Here is a 16,979-nt window from a genome sequence, read left to right as displayed (position 1 = left end):
AGGTATGGTTTGTATAAGAACGATACAAAAACGCTTTCATTATTGATAAAACAGATACATATAAGTAATAGAAAGGGAGTGTCCGACCTTGGGTATCAAACAATATTCACAGGAAGAGCTAAAGGAAATGGCTTTAGTCGAAATCGCTCACGAATTATTTGAAGAACATAAAAAACCAGTTCCTTTTCAGGAGCTTTTAAATGAAATTGCATCTTTGCTCGGCGTGACAAAAGAAGAGCTTGGAGACCGCATCGCTCAATTTTATACAGATTTAAACATTGACGGCCGCTTCCTCGCGCTTTCTGACCAGACTTGGGGGCTTCGCAGCTGGTATCCGTATGATCAGCTTGACGAAGAAACGCAGCCGACCGTAAAAGCGAAAAAGAAAAAAGCGAAGAAAGCAGTCGAAGAAGATCTTGATCTTGACGAGTTTGAAGAGATCGACGAAGACGACATTGATTTGGATGAAGTCGAGGAACAACTTGATCTTGATACCGATGATTTTGACGATGAAGATCTTGATGAAGACGACGACGAACTTGAGATCGAAGAAGACCTGGTTGATGAAGATGAAGAAGACGAAGAAGAAGACGACGATAAGGATCTCAAATCGTAAAAGCTCATCTTTAAAACAATCTTGACTTTCAAAGTCGAACTATGTAGTATGTATTTTGGGCTCTTCAAAAACGAAGAGAGAACATAGTGCGTTTATGCTCCCTTTCAAGAAATTGAAAGGGAGCTTTCTTATTTTCACCCCTCATTTTTCTTAATAAATCATTTAAAAGGCTAAATGATTTTCTATAAAACAGTACATTTTAAAAATGTAGCCAAGAGCGAAGAGAGGAGCAAACGAAATGACGAAATATATTTTTGTAACAGGGGGAGTCGTATCCTCACTTGGAAAGGGTATTGTAGCAGCTTCATTAGGACGTTTGCTGAAAAACCGCGGAATGAACGTGACAATTCAAAAATTCGATCCATACATCAACGTCGACCCGGGAACAATGAGCCCGTATCAGCACGGTGAAGTATTCGTAACGGATGACGGCGCTGAAACAGATCTGGACCTTGGTCACTATGAGCGTTTTATCGATATTAACCTGAATAAATTCAGCAATGTGACAACAGGTAAAATTTATTCAACAGTTCTTAAAAAAGAACGACGCGGAGACTACCTTGGCGGAACTGTACAAGTTATCCCGCACATCACAAATGAGCTGAAAGACCGTGTTTACCGCGCGGGGAAAGAAACAAACGCAGATGTCGTTATTACAGAAATCGGCGGAACTGTCGGGGACATCGAATCACTGCCATTCCTTGAAGCGATCCGCCAAATGAAGAGCGATATCGGCCGTGAAAATGTCATGTACATCCACTGTACGCTTGTACCTTACATTAAAGCTGCGGGCGAATTAAAAACAAAACCGACACAGCACAGTGTAAAAGAATTGCGCAGCTTGGGCATTCAGCCAAACATCATCGTCGTTCGTACAGAAATGCCGATTTCTCAAGATATGAAAGATAAAATCGCGCTATTCTGCGACATTGATACAAAAGCTGTTATCGAGTGTGAGGATGCGGACAACCTTTACTCCATTCCGCTTGAGCTTCAAAAACAAGGGCTTGATAAGCTTGTTTGCGAGCACATGCGATTGGAATGCAAAGAAGCGGAAATGTCCGAGTGGAAAGAGCTTGTTAACAAGGTCAGCAATCTGTCTCAAACGATCACGATCGGCCTTGTCGGTAAATACGTTGAGCTTCCTGACGCGTACATCTCTGTCGTTGAATCACTCCGCCATGCGGGCTATGCGTTCGACACAGATGTAAAAGTGAAATGGATCAACGCTGAAGAAGTAACAGAAAGCAACATTGAAGAGCTTACAAGCGGAACGGACGGCATCATCGTGCCGGGCGGATTCGGAGACCGCGGTGTTGAAGGCAAAATTATCGCAACTAAATACGCGCGCGAAAACAACATTCCGTTCTTGGGCATTTGCCTGGGCATGCAGGTTGCGTCTATTGAATACGCACGAAACGTATTGGGCTTAAAAGGCGCTCACTCAGCGGAAATTGATCCGTCAACTCAATACCCGATCATCGACCTTCTACCTGAACAGAAGGATGTTGAGGATCTCGGCGGAACGCTTCGTCTCGGCCTTTACCCTTGTAAGCTTGAAGAAGGCACAAAAGCCTATGAAGTGTATCAGGATGAAGTGGTGTACGAGCGCCACCGCCACCGCTATGAATTCAACAACGAATTCAGACAGCAAATGGAAGACCAAGGCTTCGTTTTCTCAGGCACAAGCCCTGACGGACGCCTTGTTGAAATCATCGAGCTGAAAGACCACCCTTGGTTCGTGGCATCTCAGTTCCACCCAGAGTTCAAATCAAGACCGACAAGACCTCAGCCTCTATTCAAAGGCTTCATCGGAGCGTCTGTCGAAGCTGCAAATCAGAAGTAATAAAAAAGACTTGCCGTTTTTATTAAAAGCGGGCAAGTCTTTTTTATTTGTTTCCGGCAAGATACAGCATGTACAATAAGGTATTATGCATACTCTTGCAAAATTTCTTTTAATGTAAACGATAAAGCATGGTAGACATACAGTGCCGTCATTAAAGAGGGAAATCCGTAACGGGTGCCGTTTTCATCGGGAACGAGCGGCATTTTTAATTTAGAATCAATATGCACATCACAATATTGTTCAATTCCCGCGCTGTCTTTAGCTGCCGGCGATACGCATACGACTCCCGCACCCTTTTCATAAAGCTCTTTCGCGAGCGCCTGCTCTTCGGCAGTGCCCGCCCCTGAGCAAAACATCAGCACCCTGTCGCTTTCTGTCACTTCATCAGCGCTTTCTGGAAAGGGTTTGACGGAAGGCAGCGGCTCTGTGCTTTCGGCAGCCTCATATAAGACGCCCTGAAGCTCATTTGCTCCGTATATATATATGGAATGCCCGCTGATCACCGCTTGAGCAAGCAGCCGTGCCCCATCTTCAATCGCGTCAGATTCCTTATCCTGAATGCGGGAAAAAATACCTGTTAACTGCGTCGTAAATATTTTCAACATAAGTGAATCCTCCTTTATAACGTACAATATCATTATACAACAAAAGAGAAAATGCTCAGAAAATGTCGTAAAGTAGACTATTATAATTAAAGGAAATAGGAAAATCAAACAGAATACATACACTACTGCTTACTTTTGACGAAAATCATAATATTGGGGTGTAAAATGATGAATGAAAAAATTTTAATCGTTGATGATCAATACGGCATACGTATTTTGCTTAACGAAGTATTCAATAAAGAAGGCTACCAGACGTTTCAGGCTGCAAACGGCCTGCAGGCGCTTGACATCGTGACAAAAGAACGGCCCGACCTTGTGCTTCTGGACATGAAAATTCCCGGGATGGACGGAATTGAAATTTTAAAACGGATGAAGGTCATTGACGAAAACATTCGGGTGATCATCATGACGGCATACGGAGAACTCGACATGATCCAGGAATCAAAGGAACTGGGCGCTTTGACGCATTTTGCGAAGCCTTTTGATATCGATGAAATCAGAGATGCCGTGAAAAAATATCTGCCCCTGAAGTCTAATTAACAAAGAAGATACAAATGAATGATGTCATTGTGTTGCCCATTTGTCGAAAAGTTGGTATTCTAGTTATGGAGAAAAAGCGATCTGAGTATTTACATATGACAGCAATATATGGGTCATGCTAGGGTGGAAAGCTTTTTTCGCTAGAAGACAATCAGGCTACATAAGGAGGACATTCGACATGCCTTTAGTTTCTATGACGGAAATGTTGAATACAGCTAAAGAAAAAGGGTACGCTGTAGGACAATTTAACTTAAACAACCTTGAGTTTACTCAAGCGATTTTACAAGCAGCTGAAGAAGAAAAATCTCCAGTGATCCTTGGTGTTTCCGAAGGTGCGGGACGCTACATGGGCGGCTTCAAAACAGTCGTAGCTATGGTAAAAGCACTTATGGAAGAGTACAAAGTGACAGTTCCTGTTGCGATTCACTTAGACCACGGTTCAAGCTTTGAATCTTGTGCGAAAGCGATTCATGCAGGTTTCACATCTGTCATGATCGACGCTTCTCACCATCCATTTGAAGAAAACGTTGAAACAACTTCTAAAGTTGTTGAGCTTGCTCATTTCCACGGAGTATCTGTAGAAGCTGAGCTTGGAACAGTCGGCGGACAAGAAGATGACGTTATCGCTGAAGGCGTAATCTACGCTGACCCTAAAGAGTGCCAAGAACTTGTTGAGCGCACTGGCATCGACTGCCTTGCACCTGCATTAGGTTCTGTTCACGGCCCTTACAAAGGCGAACCAAACCTTGGTTTCAAGGAAATGGAAGCTATCGGTAAAACAACTGGTCTTCCATTGGTTCTTCACGGCGGTACTGGAATTCCGACTGCTGACATCAAAAAATCAATTTCACTTGGTACAGCTAAAATCAACGTAAATACTGAAAACCAAATTTCTTCTGCAAAAGCTGTTCGCGATACATTGGCAGCTAAGCCTAACGAATACGATCCTCGTAAATACCTTGGACCTGCTCGTGAAGCGATTAAAGAAACAGTTATCGGTAAAATGCGTGAATTTGGTTCTTCAAACCAAGCTTAATTTAATTGGAACTTTTATAGCCGCCTGACAGCTTGACAGGCGGTTTTCCGTCTATCTTTAGAAAGCGCAATCATATTCGCAATTCAGAAAAATTCTTACTCAAGGAGGCTTTTTGAACATGTTATTTTTTATTGATACAGCCAATATCGATGAAATTAGAGAAGCGAATGAATTAGGAATTCTTGCCGGTGTAACGACGAACCCTAGTTTAGTAGCAAAAGAAGCTAACGTATCATTCCACGACCGTCTTCGCGAGATTACAGACGTTGTGAAAGGTTCTGTAAGCGCTGAGGTTATTTCTTTAAAAGCTGAAGAGATGATCGAGGAAGGAAAAGAACTGGCGAAAATCGCTCCGAACATCACGGTGAAAATCCCGATGACGTCCGACGGTCTAAAAGCGGTAAGAGCACTTACTGAATTAGGCATCAAAACAAATGTCACATTGATCTTCAATGCAAACCAGGCGCTTCTTGCTGCCAGAGCAGGGGCAACGTATGTATCTCCTTTCCTGGGACGTTTAGATGACATCGGCCACAACGGACTTGACCTGATTTCAGAAGTCAAGCAGATTTTTGACATTCACGGTCTTGACACGGAAATCATTGCGGCGTCAATCCGCCATCCGCAGCACGTGACAGAAGCCGCTCTAAGAGGGGCTCATATCGGCACCATGCCGCTGAAAGTCATTCATTCACTCACTAAGCATCCGTTAACAGACAAAGGAATTGAACAATTCCTGGCAGACTGGAATAAATAATTCAAAGGGCGGCAAACAGCTTATGCCTGTTTGCCGCGGCCTTTGTTTTTCACCGTCCTGATACAGCGGACCTTCAGATGCTGACGCCGCTTTACAGAGAAGGAATCATTGGGCTGCAGAAGCTGATATCGGAATGAAGTGTTTGCGTACTGCTTTTGCCGGATGACGACGTTGTTTTTCAAGCCGGCGGGTCTCTGTGCATTTTCGAAACCTGTGCCCCGCAAAGCTTCGCTATTTTCTTCCTGATATTTTACAATGTGTTGTATTCTTTCTCTTCGAATTGGCTAGATTTTGGACATGAGCTTTATTTGCAGAGACAGAATAAAATGACATTTTATTTAGCTCCGCAGCTATCTTCTTATGGAAGGAGACTATCATGGAAAAGTTGAATATTGCCGGCGGTGACTCGTTAAACGGTACAGTACATATCAGCGGCGCTAAAAACAGTGCTGTTGCATTAATACCTGCAACCATTTTGGCAAATTCCGAGGTGACAATTGAAGGGCTTCCAGAGATTTCAGATATTGAAACGCTGCGTGACCTGTTAAAGGAAATCGGCGGCAACGTGCATTTCGAGAATGGGGAGATGGTTGTTGACCCCACGTCGATGATCAGCATGCCGCTTCCTAACGGAAAAGTAAAAAAGCTTCGCGCGTCTTATTATTTAATGGGGGCGATGCTCGGCCGCTTCAAGCAGGCCGTCATCGGATTGCCCGGCGGCTGCCACTTAGGCCCCAGGCCGATTGATCAGCATATCAAAGGCTTTGAAGCGCTTGGAGCTGAAGTGACCAATGAACAAGGCGCCATTTATTTGCGTGCTGAAAGGCTGAGAGGCGCACGCATTTATTTAGATGTCGTGAGTGTAGGGGCAACCATTAACATTATGCTTGCCGCTGTCTTGGCAGAAGGGAAAACGCTCATCGAAAACGCTGCGAAGGAACCTGAGATCATTGATGTTGCGACACTGCTTACGAGCATGGGCGCCAAAATCAAAGGTGCGGGAACCAATGTGATCCGAATCGACGGCGTGAAGGAACTGCACGGCTGCAAACACACAATCATTCCGGACAGAATTGAGGCAGGTACATTTATGATTGCGGCTGCTGCAATGGGCAAGGAAGTCATGATCGATAATGTGATTCCCACTCATCTGGAGTCCTTAACAGCAAAGCTGAGAGAAATGGGCTATCATATTGAAACAAGCGATGACCAGCTTCTCATTGTCGGCGGGCAGAAACACTTAAAGCCGGTTGATGTCAAAACCCTCGTATATCCGGGCTTTCCGACTGATTTGCAGCAGCCGATGACGGCGCTCCTGACAAGAGCAAAAGGGACAAGCGTCGTAACGGACACCATTTACTCGGCAAGATTCAAGCACATTGATGAGCTGAGACGGATGGGTGCCAATATGAAAGTAGAAGGCAGATCCGCCATCATCACAGGTCCTGTCGAGCTTCAAGGTGCAAAAGTGAAGGCGAGCGACCTGCGTGCCGGAGCCTGTCTGGTGGTAGCCGGCCTGATGGCTGACGGCGTCACGGAAATTACGGGCCTGGAGCACATTGACCGCGGATACAGCACCCTTGAGAAGAAGCTTGAGGGGCTTGGAGCGACAATCTGGCGTGAAAGAATGACTGACGAAGAAATAGAACAGCTTCAAAATTCATAATGGTTTCTTGTGAGAGGAGATCGTGTTGAAATGGAAAGAAGTTTATCAATGGAATTGGTACGTGTGACCGAAGCTGCGGCATTGGCATCTGCAAGATGGATGGGCCGGGGAAAAAAAGACGAGGCTGATGAAGCGGCAACAAGCGCAATGAGAGATGTTTTTGATACAGTTCCGATGAAAGGAACCGTTGTGATCGGTGAAGGGGAAATGGACGAAGCGCCGATGCTGTATATCGGGGAAAAACTCGGAAACGGGTACGGTCCGCGCGTGGATGTCGCAGTTGACCCTCTTGAAGGCACAAACATCGTGGCAAGCGGCGGCTGGAACGCGCTGACGGTTATTGCGGTCGCAGACCACGGCACGCTTCTGAACGCCCCTGACATGTATATGGAAAAAATCGCAGTAGGCCCGGAAGCGGTGGGCTGCATTGACATTGAAGCACCTGCCATTGATAACCTTAAAGCGGTGGCAAAAGCGAAAAACAAGGACGTTGAGGACGTTGTTGCCACTATCTTAAACCGTGAAAGACACGCGAAAATTATTTCTGAGCTTCGTGAGGCAGGCGCCAGAATCAAATTGATCAATGATGGCGATGTCGCAGGCGCCATCAATACGGCTTTCGACCACACGGGCGTTGACATCCTGTTCGGATCAGGCGGAGCTCCTGAGGGTGTGCTTTCTGCTGTTGCGCTAAAAGCGCTGGGCGGAGAAATAATTGGTAAACTCCTTCCGCAAAATGAAGAAGAAATCACGCGCTGTCACAAGATGGGCCTTGATTTAAGCAAAGTCCTTCGTATGGAAGACCTTGTGAAGGGTGATGACGCGATTTTTGCAGCTACCGGTGTAACTGACGGCGAGCTGTTAAAAGGTGTTCAATTTAAAGGTTCTGTCGGCACAACTGAAAGCATAGTGATCCGTGCAAAATCAGGCACTGTCCGCTTTGTTGACGGCAGACACAGCTTGAAAAAGAAACCAAATCTTGTAATCCGTCCATAACAAACAGAAAAGCGGGTGTGAGCCTGCTTTTCTTTTGCAAAAAAGAGTCAACTCTATCAATTCAGTGTCAAAACCTTATTTCAGTTGAATAATTTTCTGAAATAAGGTAAAAATAAAGAGTGCTGCGAATTTTACTGCGTAATTCCTTCTTTTAAGCACTGGGAAAGTTTTAATTTCTACCGCATACAGACGATATAAGTATTGATCTTCTCATGTTTTTGTCCTCGCTTCCTTCAAAACTCATTAAGACAATCCTTTTAACAAAAGCGCCGATCATGGGTGGAAGTGTTACCGATAGAAGTTCCTTTATGTTAAAAAAAGAATGTGCTTTGGCGGATGTTGTGCAAAAGCAGCAGGTTATATGTACAGAGTAAGATATTGACTATGAAAAGCGTGGTGTTTTTATGAAAAACGTATCTATTTCCTCTTTGGAAAATATGAAATTGAAAGAGCTTTATGAACTTGCAAGACATTATAAAATCTCCTATTACAGCAAACTGACAAAAAAAGAACTCATTTTTGCCATTCTGAAAGCAAATGCAGAACAAGAAGATCTGCTGTTTATGGAAGGCGTTCTTGAGATCATCCAGTCTGAAGGTTTCGGCTTCCTGAGACCGATCAACTACTCTCCAAGCTCAGAAGACATTTACATCTCAGCTTCCCAAATCCGCCGTTTCGATTTGCGAAACGGAGACAAAGTATCAGGCAAGGTTCGTCCGCCAAAAGAAAATGAGCGTTACTATGGACTTTTGCACGTTGAAGCGGTAAATGGGGATGATCCCGAATCTGCAAAAGAGCGTGTGCATTTCCCGGCTCTTACACCTCTTTATCCAGACCGTCAAATGGTGCTAGAAACAAAACCTAACTTCTTGTCTACAAGAATTATGGATATGATGGCGCCGGTCGGATTTGGACAGCGCGGTTTGATTGTTGCACCGCCAAAAGCCGGAAAAACAATGTTGCTGAAGGAAATTGCCAACAGTATTACAGCGAACCAGCCAGAAGCAGAGCTCATCGTGCTTTTGATTGACGAAAGACCGGAAGAAGTAACTGATATCGAGCGTTCTGTGGCTGGGGATGTCGTCAGTTCAACGTTTGATGAAGTGCCGGAAAACCATATCAAAGTGGCCGAGCTTGTGCTTGAGCGCGCGATGCGTCTTGTAGAACACAAAAAAGATGTTATCATTCTGATGGACAGCATCACACGCCTTGCCCGAGCTTACAACTTAGTGATTCCGCCAAGCGGAAGAACGCTTTCCGGGGGGATTGACCCTGCGGCGTTCCACCGTCCGAAACGCTTCTTCGGGGCTGCGAGAAATATCGAAGAGGGCGGAAGCTTAACTATCCTTGCTACGGCTCTTGTCGATACAGGCTCACGTATGGATGATGTTATTTATGAAGAATTCAAGGGAACAGGCAACATGGAGCTTCACCTTGACCGCTCTTTGGCTGAGCGCCGCATTTTCCCGGCCATCGATATCCGCCGTTCAGGAACGCGCAAGGAAGAGCTGCTTGTGCCTAAAGAGCATCTTGATCGTTTATGGTCGATCCGCAAAACGATGTCTGATTCACCTGATTTTGCGGAAAAATTCATGAGAAAAATGAAAAAAACCAAAACAAACCAAGAATTTTTCGACATTCTCAATCAAGAATGGAAACAGGCAAATCTATCATCTGCAAGAAGGTAAATAGTATTTGCAAAAGAAGTAAATCACTGATATAATTTTCTTATATGCGTTTCGGACAATGCTCCGAAATAATAACTCTGTTTCCACACTGGATTCAGGGCGGAAGGAGATGGATACAATGAAGGCAGGAATTCATCCTAATTTCAAAAAAGCAACAGTTAAATGCGCTTGTGGAAATGAATTTGAAACAGGCTCAGTAAAAGAAGAGGTACGCGTTGAGATTTGCTCTGAGTGCCACCCATTCTACACTGGCCGCCAAAAATTCGCTTCTGCTGATGGTCGTGTTGATCGCTTTAACAAAAAATACGGTCTTAAGTAATAATAGATTTTTCAACAGGCAAGCAGTCTTGCCTGTTTTTTATATTGTCTAAAACACAGCTGGCAGAAAGAGGGGAACAGAGCCTATGTACATAATGAAACAAAGCGGTTGGCTTGAGCTGATTTGCGGCAGCATGTTCTCGGGGAAATCTGAAGAGCTGATCAGAAGAGTGAAGAGAGCGACTTACGCCAAGCAGGAAGTCAGGGTATTTAAGCCTGTGATTGATAATCGATACAGCGAAGATGCTGTTGTCTCCCATAATGGAACATCCATGAAGAGCTATGCCATTTCTTCTGCTGCAGATATTTGGGACCATATCAGTGAGCGTACGGATGTGATTGCGGTTGATGAAGTGCAGTTTTTCGACCAGGAAATTGTGGAGGTTTTATCATCCCTTGCCGATAAAGGCTACCGTGTGATTGCAGCGGGTCTTGATATGGATTTTAGAGGAGAGCCGTTCGGTGTCGTCCCGGATATTATGGCGATTGCGGAAAGTGTGACGAAGCTGCAAGCCGTCTGTTCCGTCTGCGGATCGCCGGCGAGCAGAACACAGCGTCTGATTGACGGCAAACCTGTTTCCTACGATGATCCGGTCATTTTGGTGGGCGCATCCGAATCGTATGAAGCGAGATGCAGACACCATCACGAAGTTCCAGGGAAATCTAAAAAATAGCCCGAAGCATGGGTATAAAGATAGAAAACACCGGCTAAAAACACCGGTGTTTTTTTTATATTCTGATAATAATTAATTAAAAAATTTAATTAAGTGTATTAAAAAATTAAGTAATTTTCTTCCCTTGAATTTTGATTTTCACAGGCATACAATAGCTTACGTAATGTAAATAGTTTTTAGACATTGTTCGAATAATTGTCATAAAGTCGCATAAAGATCATGATCGGATTTTCAAGATGGGTTATTACTTAACTTTGTTAACTATTTCAAGAAAGAAGGAGATTTGCTTGAATAACATAAAAAAAACGAAGGAAGGCCATTTAGAAACAACTCTTAGAGGAAAAGAAGTTTTATCTATTCCTACTTTAAATAAAGGTGTTGCTTTCTCATTAGAGGAAAGACAAGAACTTGGTTTAGAAGGACTTCTTCCGCCAACTGTACTTTCTCTAGATCAACAAGCAAAACGCGCATATGAGCAGTTTAAAGCTCAGCCAGACCGCCTTCGTCAAAATGTTTACTTAAATGATTTGGCAAACCGTAACGAAGTTCTTTTCTATAAATTGCTGAAAAACCATCTTCGCGAAATGCTTCCTGTTGTATACACACCGACAGTCGGCGAAGCGATTCAAGAATACAGCCATGAGTACAGAAGACCTCAAGGTATCTACTTGTCAATCGACAATATTGAGGGTATTGAAAAAGCTTTTGAAAACCTTCATGCGACAGCAGGCGATATTGATCTTATTGTTGCAACTGACTCTGAAAGCATCCTCGGAATCGGTGACTGGGGTGTAGGCGGTATTAACATCGCGATCGGTAAATTGGCTGTTTACACTGCAGCAGCTGGTATTGACCCAAGCCGTGTTATCCCGGTTGTGCTTGATGTCGGTACGAACAACGAAAAACTTTTAAATGATCCTTTATATATCGGTAACCATCATGAGCGTATTTCAGATGAACGTTATGAAGAATTCGTTGATGCGTATGTAAAAGCTGCGCTGAAATTCTTCCCTAAAGCACTTCTTCACTGGGAAGACTTTGGTAATAAAAACGCGCGTAATATCATGAAGAAATACAACAACGACATTCTGACATTCAACGATGATATTCAAGGTACAGGCGCGATTACACTTGCTGGTGTGCTTGCTGCTATGAAGAAAACAGGCGCATCTATTAAAGACCAGCGTGTTGTTGTCTTCGGTGCAGGTTCCGCAGGTATCGGAATCGCCGACCAAATCCGTGACACAATGGTGCTTGCGGGATTATCAGAAGAAGAAGCGAACAAACGCTTCTGCACAATTGATTACAGAGGCTTGCTGACTGAAGAAATCGAAGGCATCCTTGATTTCCAAAAACCTTACCTTCGCAGTGTAGATGAAGTGAAAGATTGGAAACGCGATGAAAAAGGCCAAATCCCATTCGATGAAGTGGTTCGCCAAGCGAAACCAACGATCTTAATCGGTACTTCAGGCGTATCAGGCGCGTTTACAGAGGAAATTATAAAAGAAATGGCATCTCACGTAGACCGTCCGGTGATCATGCCGATGTCAAACCCGACTCACCTTGCGGAAGCGACTCCTGAAGATCTATTCAAATGGACTGACGGAAAAGTGCTTGTAGCAACAGGAAGCCCGTTTGAAAATGTGGAATACAACGGTGTTTCTTATGAAATCGGACAATCTAACAACGCATTTGCGTTCCCTGGTCTTGGACTTGGTTCAATTGTAGCTGAAGCGCGTGTGATTACGCCTGCTATGTTTGCTGCAACTGCTGATGCGATTGCTGAAATGGTTGATTTTGAAACACCTGGAGCAGGATTGCTTCCAAGCATTGATAAGCTTCAAGAAGTTTCTATTCAAGTTGCGATTGCCGTTGCTGAAGCAGCTATTAAAGAAGGCGTAGCAAATCGTCAGCCTGAAGATGTGAAACAAGCGGTTCTTGATGCAATGTGGACACCGGAATACAAAAAAGTCATCGCAAAATAATTAGCGATTAAATACATCGTCCGAGGGAAAGCTTTTTGGAAAGCTAAAGTATACGGACATAGGATTTGGAGGAGAATATTTTGAGCATCTTAGATATCTTAATCCTCCTGGCACCGATCTTCTTTGTTATCGTGCTGGGATGGTTTGCAGGACATTTTGGAAGTTATGATGCCAAGTCGGCAAAAGGGGTAAGTACGTTAGTAACGAAATACGCACTTCCAGCTCACTTTATCGCTGGTATTTTGACTACTTCCAGAAGTGAATTTTTATCTCAAATTCCATTAATGGTTTCTTTAATTATTGGGATTGTTGGTTTCTATATTGTTATTTTATTGCTTTGCAGATTTGTGTTTAAATATGATTTAACGAACTCATCCGTATTTTCTTTGAACTCTGCACAGCCGACATTCGCATTTATGGGAATTCCTGTACTGGGAAGCTTGTTCGGTGCGCAAGAGGTTGCGATTCCGATCGCGGTTACAGGTATTGTTGTTAATGCGATTCTTGATCCGCTTGCGATTATTGTCGCTACTGTCGGTGTGTCTTCTAAGAAAAACGAAGAGGGCGGCGACAACTTCTGGAAGATGACAGGAAAATCAATCCTGCACGGTCTTTCTGAGCCGCTTGCAGCTGCTCCGTTAATCAGTATGATCTTAGTGCTTTGCGGTGTGACTCTACCTGAGCTGGGTGTTAAAATGCTTGACCAGATTGGAAGCACAACATCTGGTGTGGCTCTCTTTGCTGTCGGTGTTACTGTTGGTATCCGCAGTATCAAACTCAGCGTACCGGCATTTGGTATTGCGCTGCTCAAAGTTGCGGTTCAGCCTGCGTTAATGTTCTTGATTGCTCTTGCAGTCGGACTTCCAGCTGACCAAATGACAAAAGCGATCCTTCTTGTTGCATTCCCTGGTTCTGCCGTAGCAGCCATGATTGCAACTCGTTTCGAAAAACAAGAGGAAGAAACGGCTTCTGCATTTGTAATCAGTGCGATTCTGTCATTGATTTCACTTCCAATTATTATTGCGCTTACTGCGTAAATCAAAAAAGCTCCCTTTACGGGGAGCTTTTTATATTAGGTTTGAAATTTGAACAGTGACAGCAGCGGTTTTTTTCTTGTTTTGTTTTTTTCGGAAGCGGCAGCGGTCTCGGGGATCGGCTGGGCGGTGAATTCTTTCATTTGTGAGGTCAGTGATTGCATGTCTGCAAGGATGTCATCAATTTCCCTGCGGTGCTGAAGCAGCTGATAAGATACACCCTCATCCGCTTTTTGCTTCAGCTGGCGTTCCAGTTCCTCGATCCTTGCCAGCAGTTCGTTTTCGTCCTGCTTTTGCAGTAATAGGGTGTTCAGCTTCTGTTCGAGCTGCTCGATTCTTCGTTCTGTGTCGCCATTTGTATTTTGAATAAGGATGCCTGTGCGCTTTTTAGTGCTTTGAGGCACATGAATATCCTGAATCGCCTTGCCTTCAGAGATTTGTTTCTGTACAGATTTTAGAATCTTCACGTCTTCTGCCGTGAACGAATAGTGTCCGAGCTCATTGCGTTCGGCCGGAAGATTCAGCTGCTTAACCCACCGCTGCACCGTTTTTGCGGAGACGCCGAGTTCACTTGCTACCATATTTGTATTCATGATCCCATACCTCCTTTTTAGCTAGGTATTCGACCATAGAATGCGGTTCCCTTCCTGTTAGACAAAACAAGAAAAGATTCGGCAAAGAAAGTGGGTATCTTCTTTTTTTCTTCAAAAACCGTTATTGTTCATACAGTTCTAAAGGAAGCTGGTCAGGATCAAAAAAGAAGGTGAAACGCTTGCCGGTCAGTGGATCTGTTCTGATGGGCTCTGTTTCGATTCCTTTTTTATGAAGCTCTTGAACCGCTTCATCCAAGCTGCTGACTGTAAAGGCGAGATGGCGCAGGCCTGCCGCTTCAGGCCGGGTTTGGCGTGCGGGCGGATCGGGAAACGAAAACAGCTCAATAGCATACGTGCCGTTAAGTGACAAATCAAGCTTATAGGAGCCCCGCTCTTCTCGATACGTTTCTTGAATGACTTGAAGACCAAGCTTATGTACGTAGAAAGCTTTCGACTTTTCATAATCTGAACATATGATTGCAATATGATGTATGGATTTTAGCATGATGATCCCTCCTCGATTCCCAGTATAGCAGAGGAGGCATTTCCAACTCGGATTGAAATGCTTTTGACTGGGGTTAATCACTATACTATAATGAGAATGTTACGCACAGGAAAACAGAGGTGAAGACCGTGTTAGACCGATTAAAGTCAATCGAAGAACGATACGAAAAATTAAATGAGCTTTTAAGCGATCCAGAAGTAGTCAACGATCCGAAAAAGCTAAGAGAATATTCAAAAGAGCAATCTGATATACAAGAAACAGTTGACGTATATAGACAATACAGAGATGCGTCAGAACAGCTGACTGATGCAAAAGCGATGCTTGAAGAGAAGCTGGACGCTGAAATGCGCGAGATGGTGAAGGAAGAGATTTCTGAACTCCAGAAGGAAACGGAAACACTGTCTGAACGCCTCAAAGTGCTTCTGATCCCGAAAGATCCTAATGATGACAAAAACGTTATTATGGAGATCCGCGGAGCTGCGGGAGGCGAAGAGGCCGCTTTATTCGCGGGCAGCCTGTACAGAATGTATTCCCGTTACGCTGAGCTTCAAGGCTGGAAAACAGAGGTCATGGAAGCGAGTGTAACCGGAACGGGCGGCTACAAAGAGATCATCTTTATGATTACGGGGAGCGGCGCATATTCTAAACTCAAATATGAAAACGGCGCCCATCGCGTACAGCGTGTTCCGGAAACAGAATCAGGCGGCCGTATCCATACATCGACTGCAACAGTAGCGTGTCTTCCTGAGGCGGAAGAGGTAGAGGTAGACATCCACGAGAAGGATATCCGAGTTGATACGTTTGCTTCAAGCGGACCGGGCGGACAAAGCGTGAACACCACAATGTCTGCCGTGCGTCTGACGCACTTGCCGACAGGTGTTGTGGTATCATGCCAGGATGAAAAATCTCAAATCAAGAACAAAGAAAAAGCAATGAAGGTTCTCCGTGCCAGAATCTATGATAAATTTCAGCAGGAAGCCCAGGCTGAATATGATCAAACACGGAAATCAGCCGTAGGATCAGGTGATCGCTCTGAGCGTATCCGCACATACAACTTCCCGCAAAACCGTGTGACGGATCACAGAATCGGCCTGACGATTCAAAAGCTTGATCAGATTCTTGAAGGAAAACTTGACGAAGTGGTTGAAACACTGATCGTTGAAGATCAGGCAAGCAAGCTTCAACAGTCGGAAGGTTAAGATGAAGACGATATTTGAAGCCCTGAAATGGGCTTCTTCTTATTTAACCGAAGCGGGAAGAGAAGAAAACGCTGCCGAGCTTCTTTTGCTTTATGATACCGGAATGGACAGAAGCAAGCTGCTCGCCAGCTTACAGGAACCGATTGGCGAAGACGAACTGTATCGCTTTCAGCGTCACGTTGAGATGCATAAAGAGGGCGTGCCGGTTCAGTACATTATAGGAAAAGAGTTTTTTTACGGGCGGGAATTTATGGTGAATGATGATGTGCTGATTCCGCGGCCGGAAACAGAAGAGGTTGTCTATCATTTGCTTGAAAAATATCGGCGTGTCTTTTCGGAAGACGGCCGGGTTGATGTCGTTGACGTCGGTACAGGGAGCGGTGCGATAGCCGTCACGCTTGCGCTTGAAAACAAAAATTTTTCTGTGTCGGCGGTCGATATTTCAAAAGAGGCGCTGCAAGTCGCCTCTGCTAATGCGGAAAAGCTTGGAGCTGATGTGCGCTTTTATCAGGGCGATCTGCTTGAGCCTTTGATTACAGCAGGAAAAAAAGCGGATATTATCGTCTCGAATCCTCCTTATATTTCAGAAGAAGAAATGGCTGATCTATCAGAGATTGTCCGTTTTCATGAGCCGCTGCACGCTCTCACCGATGGCGGAGACGGGCTCAAATTTTATAAGCGGTTTATGGAAGACATCCCGCTTGTCATGAAGAATAAAGTGTTTGTCGTTTTTGAAATCGGATGGAATCAGGGAGCAGCGGTCAAAGAACTGATCCTCAAGACGTTTAAGGGTGCGGAAGTGGAAGTGCTGAAAGATATTAATGGAAAAGACAGAACCATATGCGCTGTGATTCATAAAAATATATAAGCAGCTTGCTGGCGAGTTGATGAATCAAGCTGTTTTAACACCAGCAAAGGGGA

The 16,979-nt window shown here is 44.5% G+C and carries 18 protein-coding genes; 15 read left to right on the top strand and 3 right to left on the bottom strand.

All coding sequences use genetic code 11. The features are described from left to right. Positions 1-88 precede the first annotated feature (88 nt). Positions 89-616 (top strand): DNA-directed RNA polymerase subunit delta, encoded by a 528-nt coding sequence (gene rpoE / locus ACY3LV_RS00820; RefSeq protein WP_148962498.1) that lies wholly within the window; start codon positions 89-91, stop codon positions 614-616. Between the two features lie 238 nt (positions 617-854). Further along, positions 855-2,462, top strand: coding sequence for a glutamine hydrolyzing CTP synthase (pyrG, locus tag ACY3LV_RS00815; protein WP_464863194.1), 1,608 nt, complete (start codon positions 855-857; stop codon positions 2,460-2,462). Positions 2,463-2,545: 83 nt separating this feature from the next. On the opposite strand, the gene ACY3LV_RS00810 is transcribed toward pyrG, so the two are convergent. Next, positions 2,546-3,067, bottom strand: coding sequence for a DUF2529 domain-containing protein (locus ACY3LV_RS00810; protein WP_148962500.1), 522 nt, complete (start codon positions 3,065-3,067; stop codon positions 2,546-2,548). 165 nt (positions 3,068-3,232) lie between these two features. Between ACY3LV_RS00810 and spo0F the strand changes: the two genes are divergently transcribed. From spo0F to ACY3LV_RS00755, 11 genes are all read left to right on the top strand, one after another. Further along, positions 3,233-3,607 carry a sporulation initiation phosphotransferase Spo0F gene (gene spo0F, locus ACY3LV_RS00805; RefSeq protein ID WP_003227621.1) on the top strand — a complete coding sequence of 125 codons (375 nt, stop codon included), beginning with the start codon at positions 3,233-3,235 and terminating at the stop codon, positions 3,605-3,607. Positions 3,608-3,785: 178 nt separating this feature from the next. Beyond that, positions 3,786-4,643: a class II fructose-bisphosphate aldolase gene (locus ACY3LV_RS00800; protein ID WP_087992717.1), complete on the top strand. Its 858-nt coding sequence runs from the start codon at positions 3,786-3,788 to the stop codon at positions 4,641-4,643. Between the two features lie 118 nt (positions 4,644-4,761). Next, on the top strand, positions 4,762-5,400 hold the full coding sequence (gene fsa / locus ACY3LV_RS00795; protein ID WP_148962501.1) for a fructose-6-phosphate aldolase: 639 nt from the start codon (positions 4,762-4,764) through the stop codon (positions 5,398-5,400). A gap of 376 nt (positions 5,401-5,776) precedes the next feature. Further along, on the top strand, positions 5,777-7,066 hold the full coding sequence (locus ACY3LV_RS00790; RefSeq protein WP_087992715.1) for a UDP-N-acetylglucosamine 1-carboxyvinyltransferase: 1,290 nt from the start codon (positions 5,777-5,779) through the stop codon (positions 7,064-7,066). Between the two features lie 30 nt (positions 7,067-7,096). Then, on the top strand, positions 7,097-8,062 hold the full coding sequence (gene glpX / locus ACY3LV_RS00785) for a class II fructose-bisphosphatase (protein ID WP_148962502.1): 966 nt from the start codon (positions 7,097-7,099) through the stop codon (positions 8,060-8,062). A gap of 212 nt (positions 8,063-8,274) precedes the next feature. Beyond that, positions 8,275-8,436 carry a hypothetical protein gene (locus ACY3LV_RS00780; protein WP_141113417.1) on the top strand — a complete coding sequence of 54 codons (162 nt, stop codon included), beginning with the start codon at positions 8,275-8,277 and terminating at the stop codon, positions 8,434-8,436. Between the two features lie 30 nt (positions 8,437-8,466). Next, positions 8,467-9,750 carry a transcription termination factor Rho gene (gene rho, locus ACY3LV_RS00775; protein WP_010328939.1) on the top strand — a complete coding sequence of 428 codons (1,284 nt, stop codon included), beginning with the start codon at positions 8,467-8,469 and terminating at the stop codon, positions 9,748-9,750. Between the two features lie 118 nt (positions 9,751-9,868). After that, on the top strand, positions 9,869-10,069 hold the full coding sequence (gene rpmE, locus ACY3LV_RS00770) for a 50S ribosomal protein L31 (RefSeq protein WP_003151132.1): 201 nt from the start codon (positions 9,869-9,871) through the stop codon (positions 10,067-10,069). 85 nt (positions 10,070-10,154) lie between these two features. Next, positions 10,155-10,742: a thymidine kinase gene (locus ACY3LV_RS00765; RefSeq protein ID WP_148962503.1), complete on the top strand. Its 588-nt coding sequence runs from the start codon at positions 10,155-10,157 to the stop codon at positions 10,740-10,742. 287 nt (positions 10,743-11,029) lie between these two features. Then, a complete protein-coding gene (malS, locus tag ACY3LV_RS00760; protein ID WP_187441503.1) occupies positions 11,030-12,727 on the top strand; it encodes an oxaloacetate-decarboxylating malate dehydrogenase in 1,698 nt (565 codons plus the stop codon). An 80-nt stretch (positions 12,728-12,807) separates the two neighbouring features. Then, complete coding sequence (locus ACY3LV_RS00755) at positions 12,808-13,764, top strand: AEC family transporter (protein WP_148962504.1); 957 nt, start codon at positions 12,808-12,810, stop codon at positions 13,762-13,764. A 35-nt stretch (positions 13,765-13,799) separates the two neighbouring features. On the opposite strand, the gene racA is transcribed toward ACY3LV_RS00755, so the two are convergent. Together racA and gloA2 are read right to left on the bottom strand one after the other, a co-directional pair. Then, positions 13,800-14,354 (bottom strand): chromosome-anchoring protein RacA, encoded by a 555-nt coding sequence (gene racA / locus ACY3LV_RS00750; protein WP_464863193.1) that lies wholly within the window; start codon positions 14,352-14,354, stop codon positions 13,800-13,802. Positions 14,355-14,475: 121 nt separating this feature from the next. Beyond that, positions 14,476-14,862, bottom strand: coding sequence for an SMU1112c/YaeR family gloxylase I-like metalloprotein (gene gloA2 / locus ACY3LV_RS00745; protein ID WP_333561113.1), 387 nt, complete (start codon positions 14,860-14,862; stop codon positions 14,476-14,478). A gap of 125 nt (positions 14,863-14,987) precedes the next feature. Here gloA2 and prfA point away from each other — a divergent pair, with 125 nt between their 5' ends. Together prfA and prmC are read left to right on the top strand one after the other, a co-directional pair. Next, positions 14,988-16,058 carry a peptide chain release factor 1 gene (gene prfA, locus ACY3LV_RS00740; protein ID WP_087992708.1) on the top strand — a complete coding sequence of 357 codons (1,071 nt, stop codon included), beginning with the start codon at positions 14,988-14,990 and terminating at the stop codon, positions 16,056-16,058. A gap of 1 nt (position 16,059) precedes the next feature. Next, a complete protein-coding gene (gene prmC / locus ACY3LV_RS00735; protein WP_464863192.1) occupies positions 16,060-16,926 on the top strand; it encodes a peptide chain release factor N(5)-glutamine methyltransferase in 867 nt (288 codons plus the stop codon). The last annotated feature ends 53 nt before the right edge of the window (positions 16,927-16,979 follow it).

This window comes from Bacillus sp. 11C, from assembly GCF_055486375.1.
Note: the sequence above shows the minus strand (reverse complement) of the source record. Positions and strands in the feature narration are given on the sequence as shown.

Coding starts and splice junctions, on each gene's coding strand:
- racA (WP_464863193.1), bottom strand. CDS start 14,354: ATGAATACAAATATGGTAGCAAGTGAACTCGGCGTCTCCGCAAAAACG.
- spo0F (WP_003227621.1), top strand. CDS start 3,233: ATGATGAATGAAAAAATTTTAATCGTTGATGATCAATACGGCATACGT.
- ACY3LV_RS00780 (WP_141113417.1), top strand. CDS start 8,275: ATGTTTTTGTCCTCGCTTCCTTCAAAACTCATTAAGACAATCCTTTTA.
- ACY3LV_RS00765 (WP_148962503.1), top strand. CDS start 10,155: ATGTACATAATGAAACAAAGCGGTTGGCTTGAGCTGATTTGCGGCAGC.
- glpX (WP_148962502.1), top strand. CDS start 7,097: ATGGAAAGAAGTTTATCAATGGAATTGGTACGTGTGACCGAAGCTGCG.
- ACY3LV_RS00810 (WP_148962500.1), bottom strand. CDS start 3,067: ATGTTGAAAATATTTACGACGCAGTTAACAGGTATTTTTTCCCGCATT.
- ACY3LV_RS00800 (WP_087992717.1), top strand. CDS start 3,786: ATGCCTTTAGTTTCTATGACGGAAATGTTGAATACAGCTAAAGAAAAA.
- pyrG (WP_464863194.1), top strand. CDS start 855: ATGACGAAATATATTTTTGTAACAGGGGGAGTCGTATCCTCACTTGGA.
- prmC (WP_464863192.1), top strand. CDS start 16,060: ATGAAGACGATATTTGAAGCCCTGAAATGGGCTTCTTCTTATTTAACC.
- rpmE (WP_003151132.1), top strand. CDS start 9,869: ATGAAGGCAGGAATTCATCCTAATTTCAAAAAAGCAACAGTTAAATGC.
- rho (WP_010328939.1), top strand. CDS start 8,467: ATGAAAAACGTATCTATTTCCTCTTTGGAAAATATGAAATTGAAAGAG.
- ACY3LV_RS00790 (WP_087992715.1), top strand. CDS start 5,777: ATGGAAAAGTTGAATATTGCCGGCGGTGACTCGTTAAACGGTACAGTA.
- fsa (WP_148962501.1), top strand. CDS start 4,762: ATGTTATTTTTTATTGATACAGCCAATATCGATGAAATTAGAGAAGCG.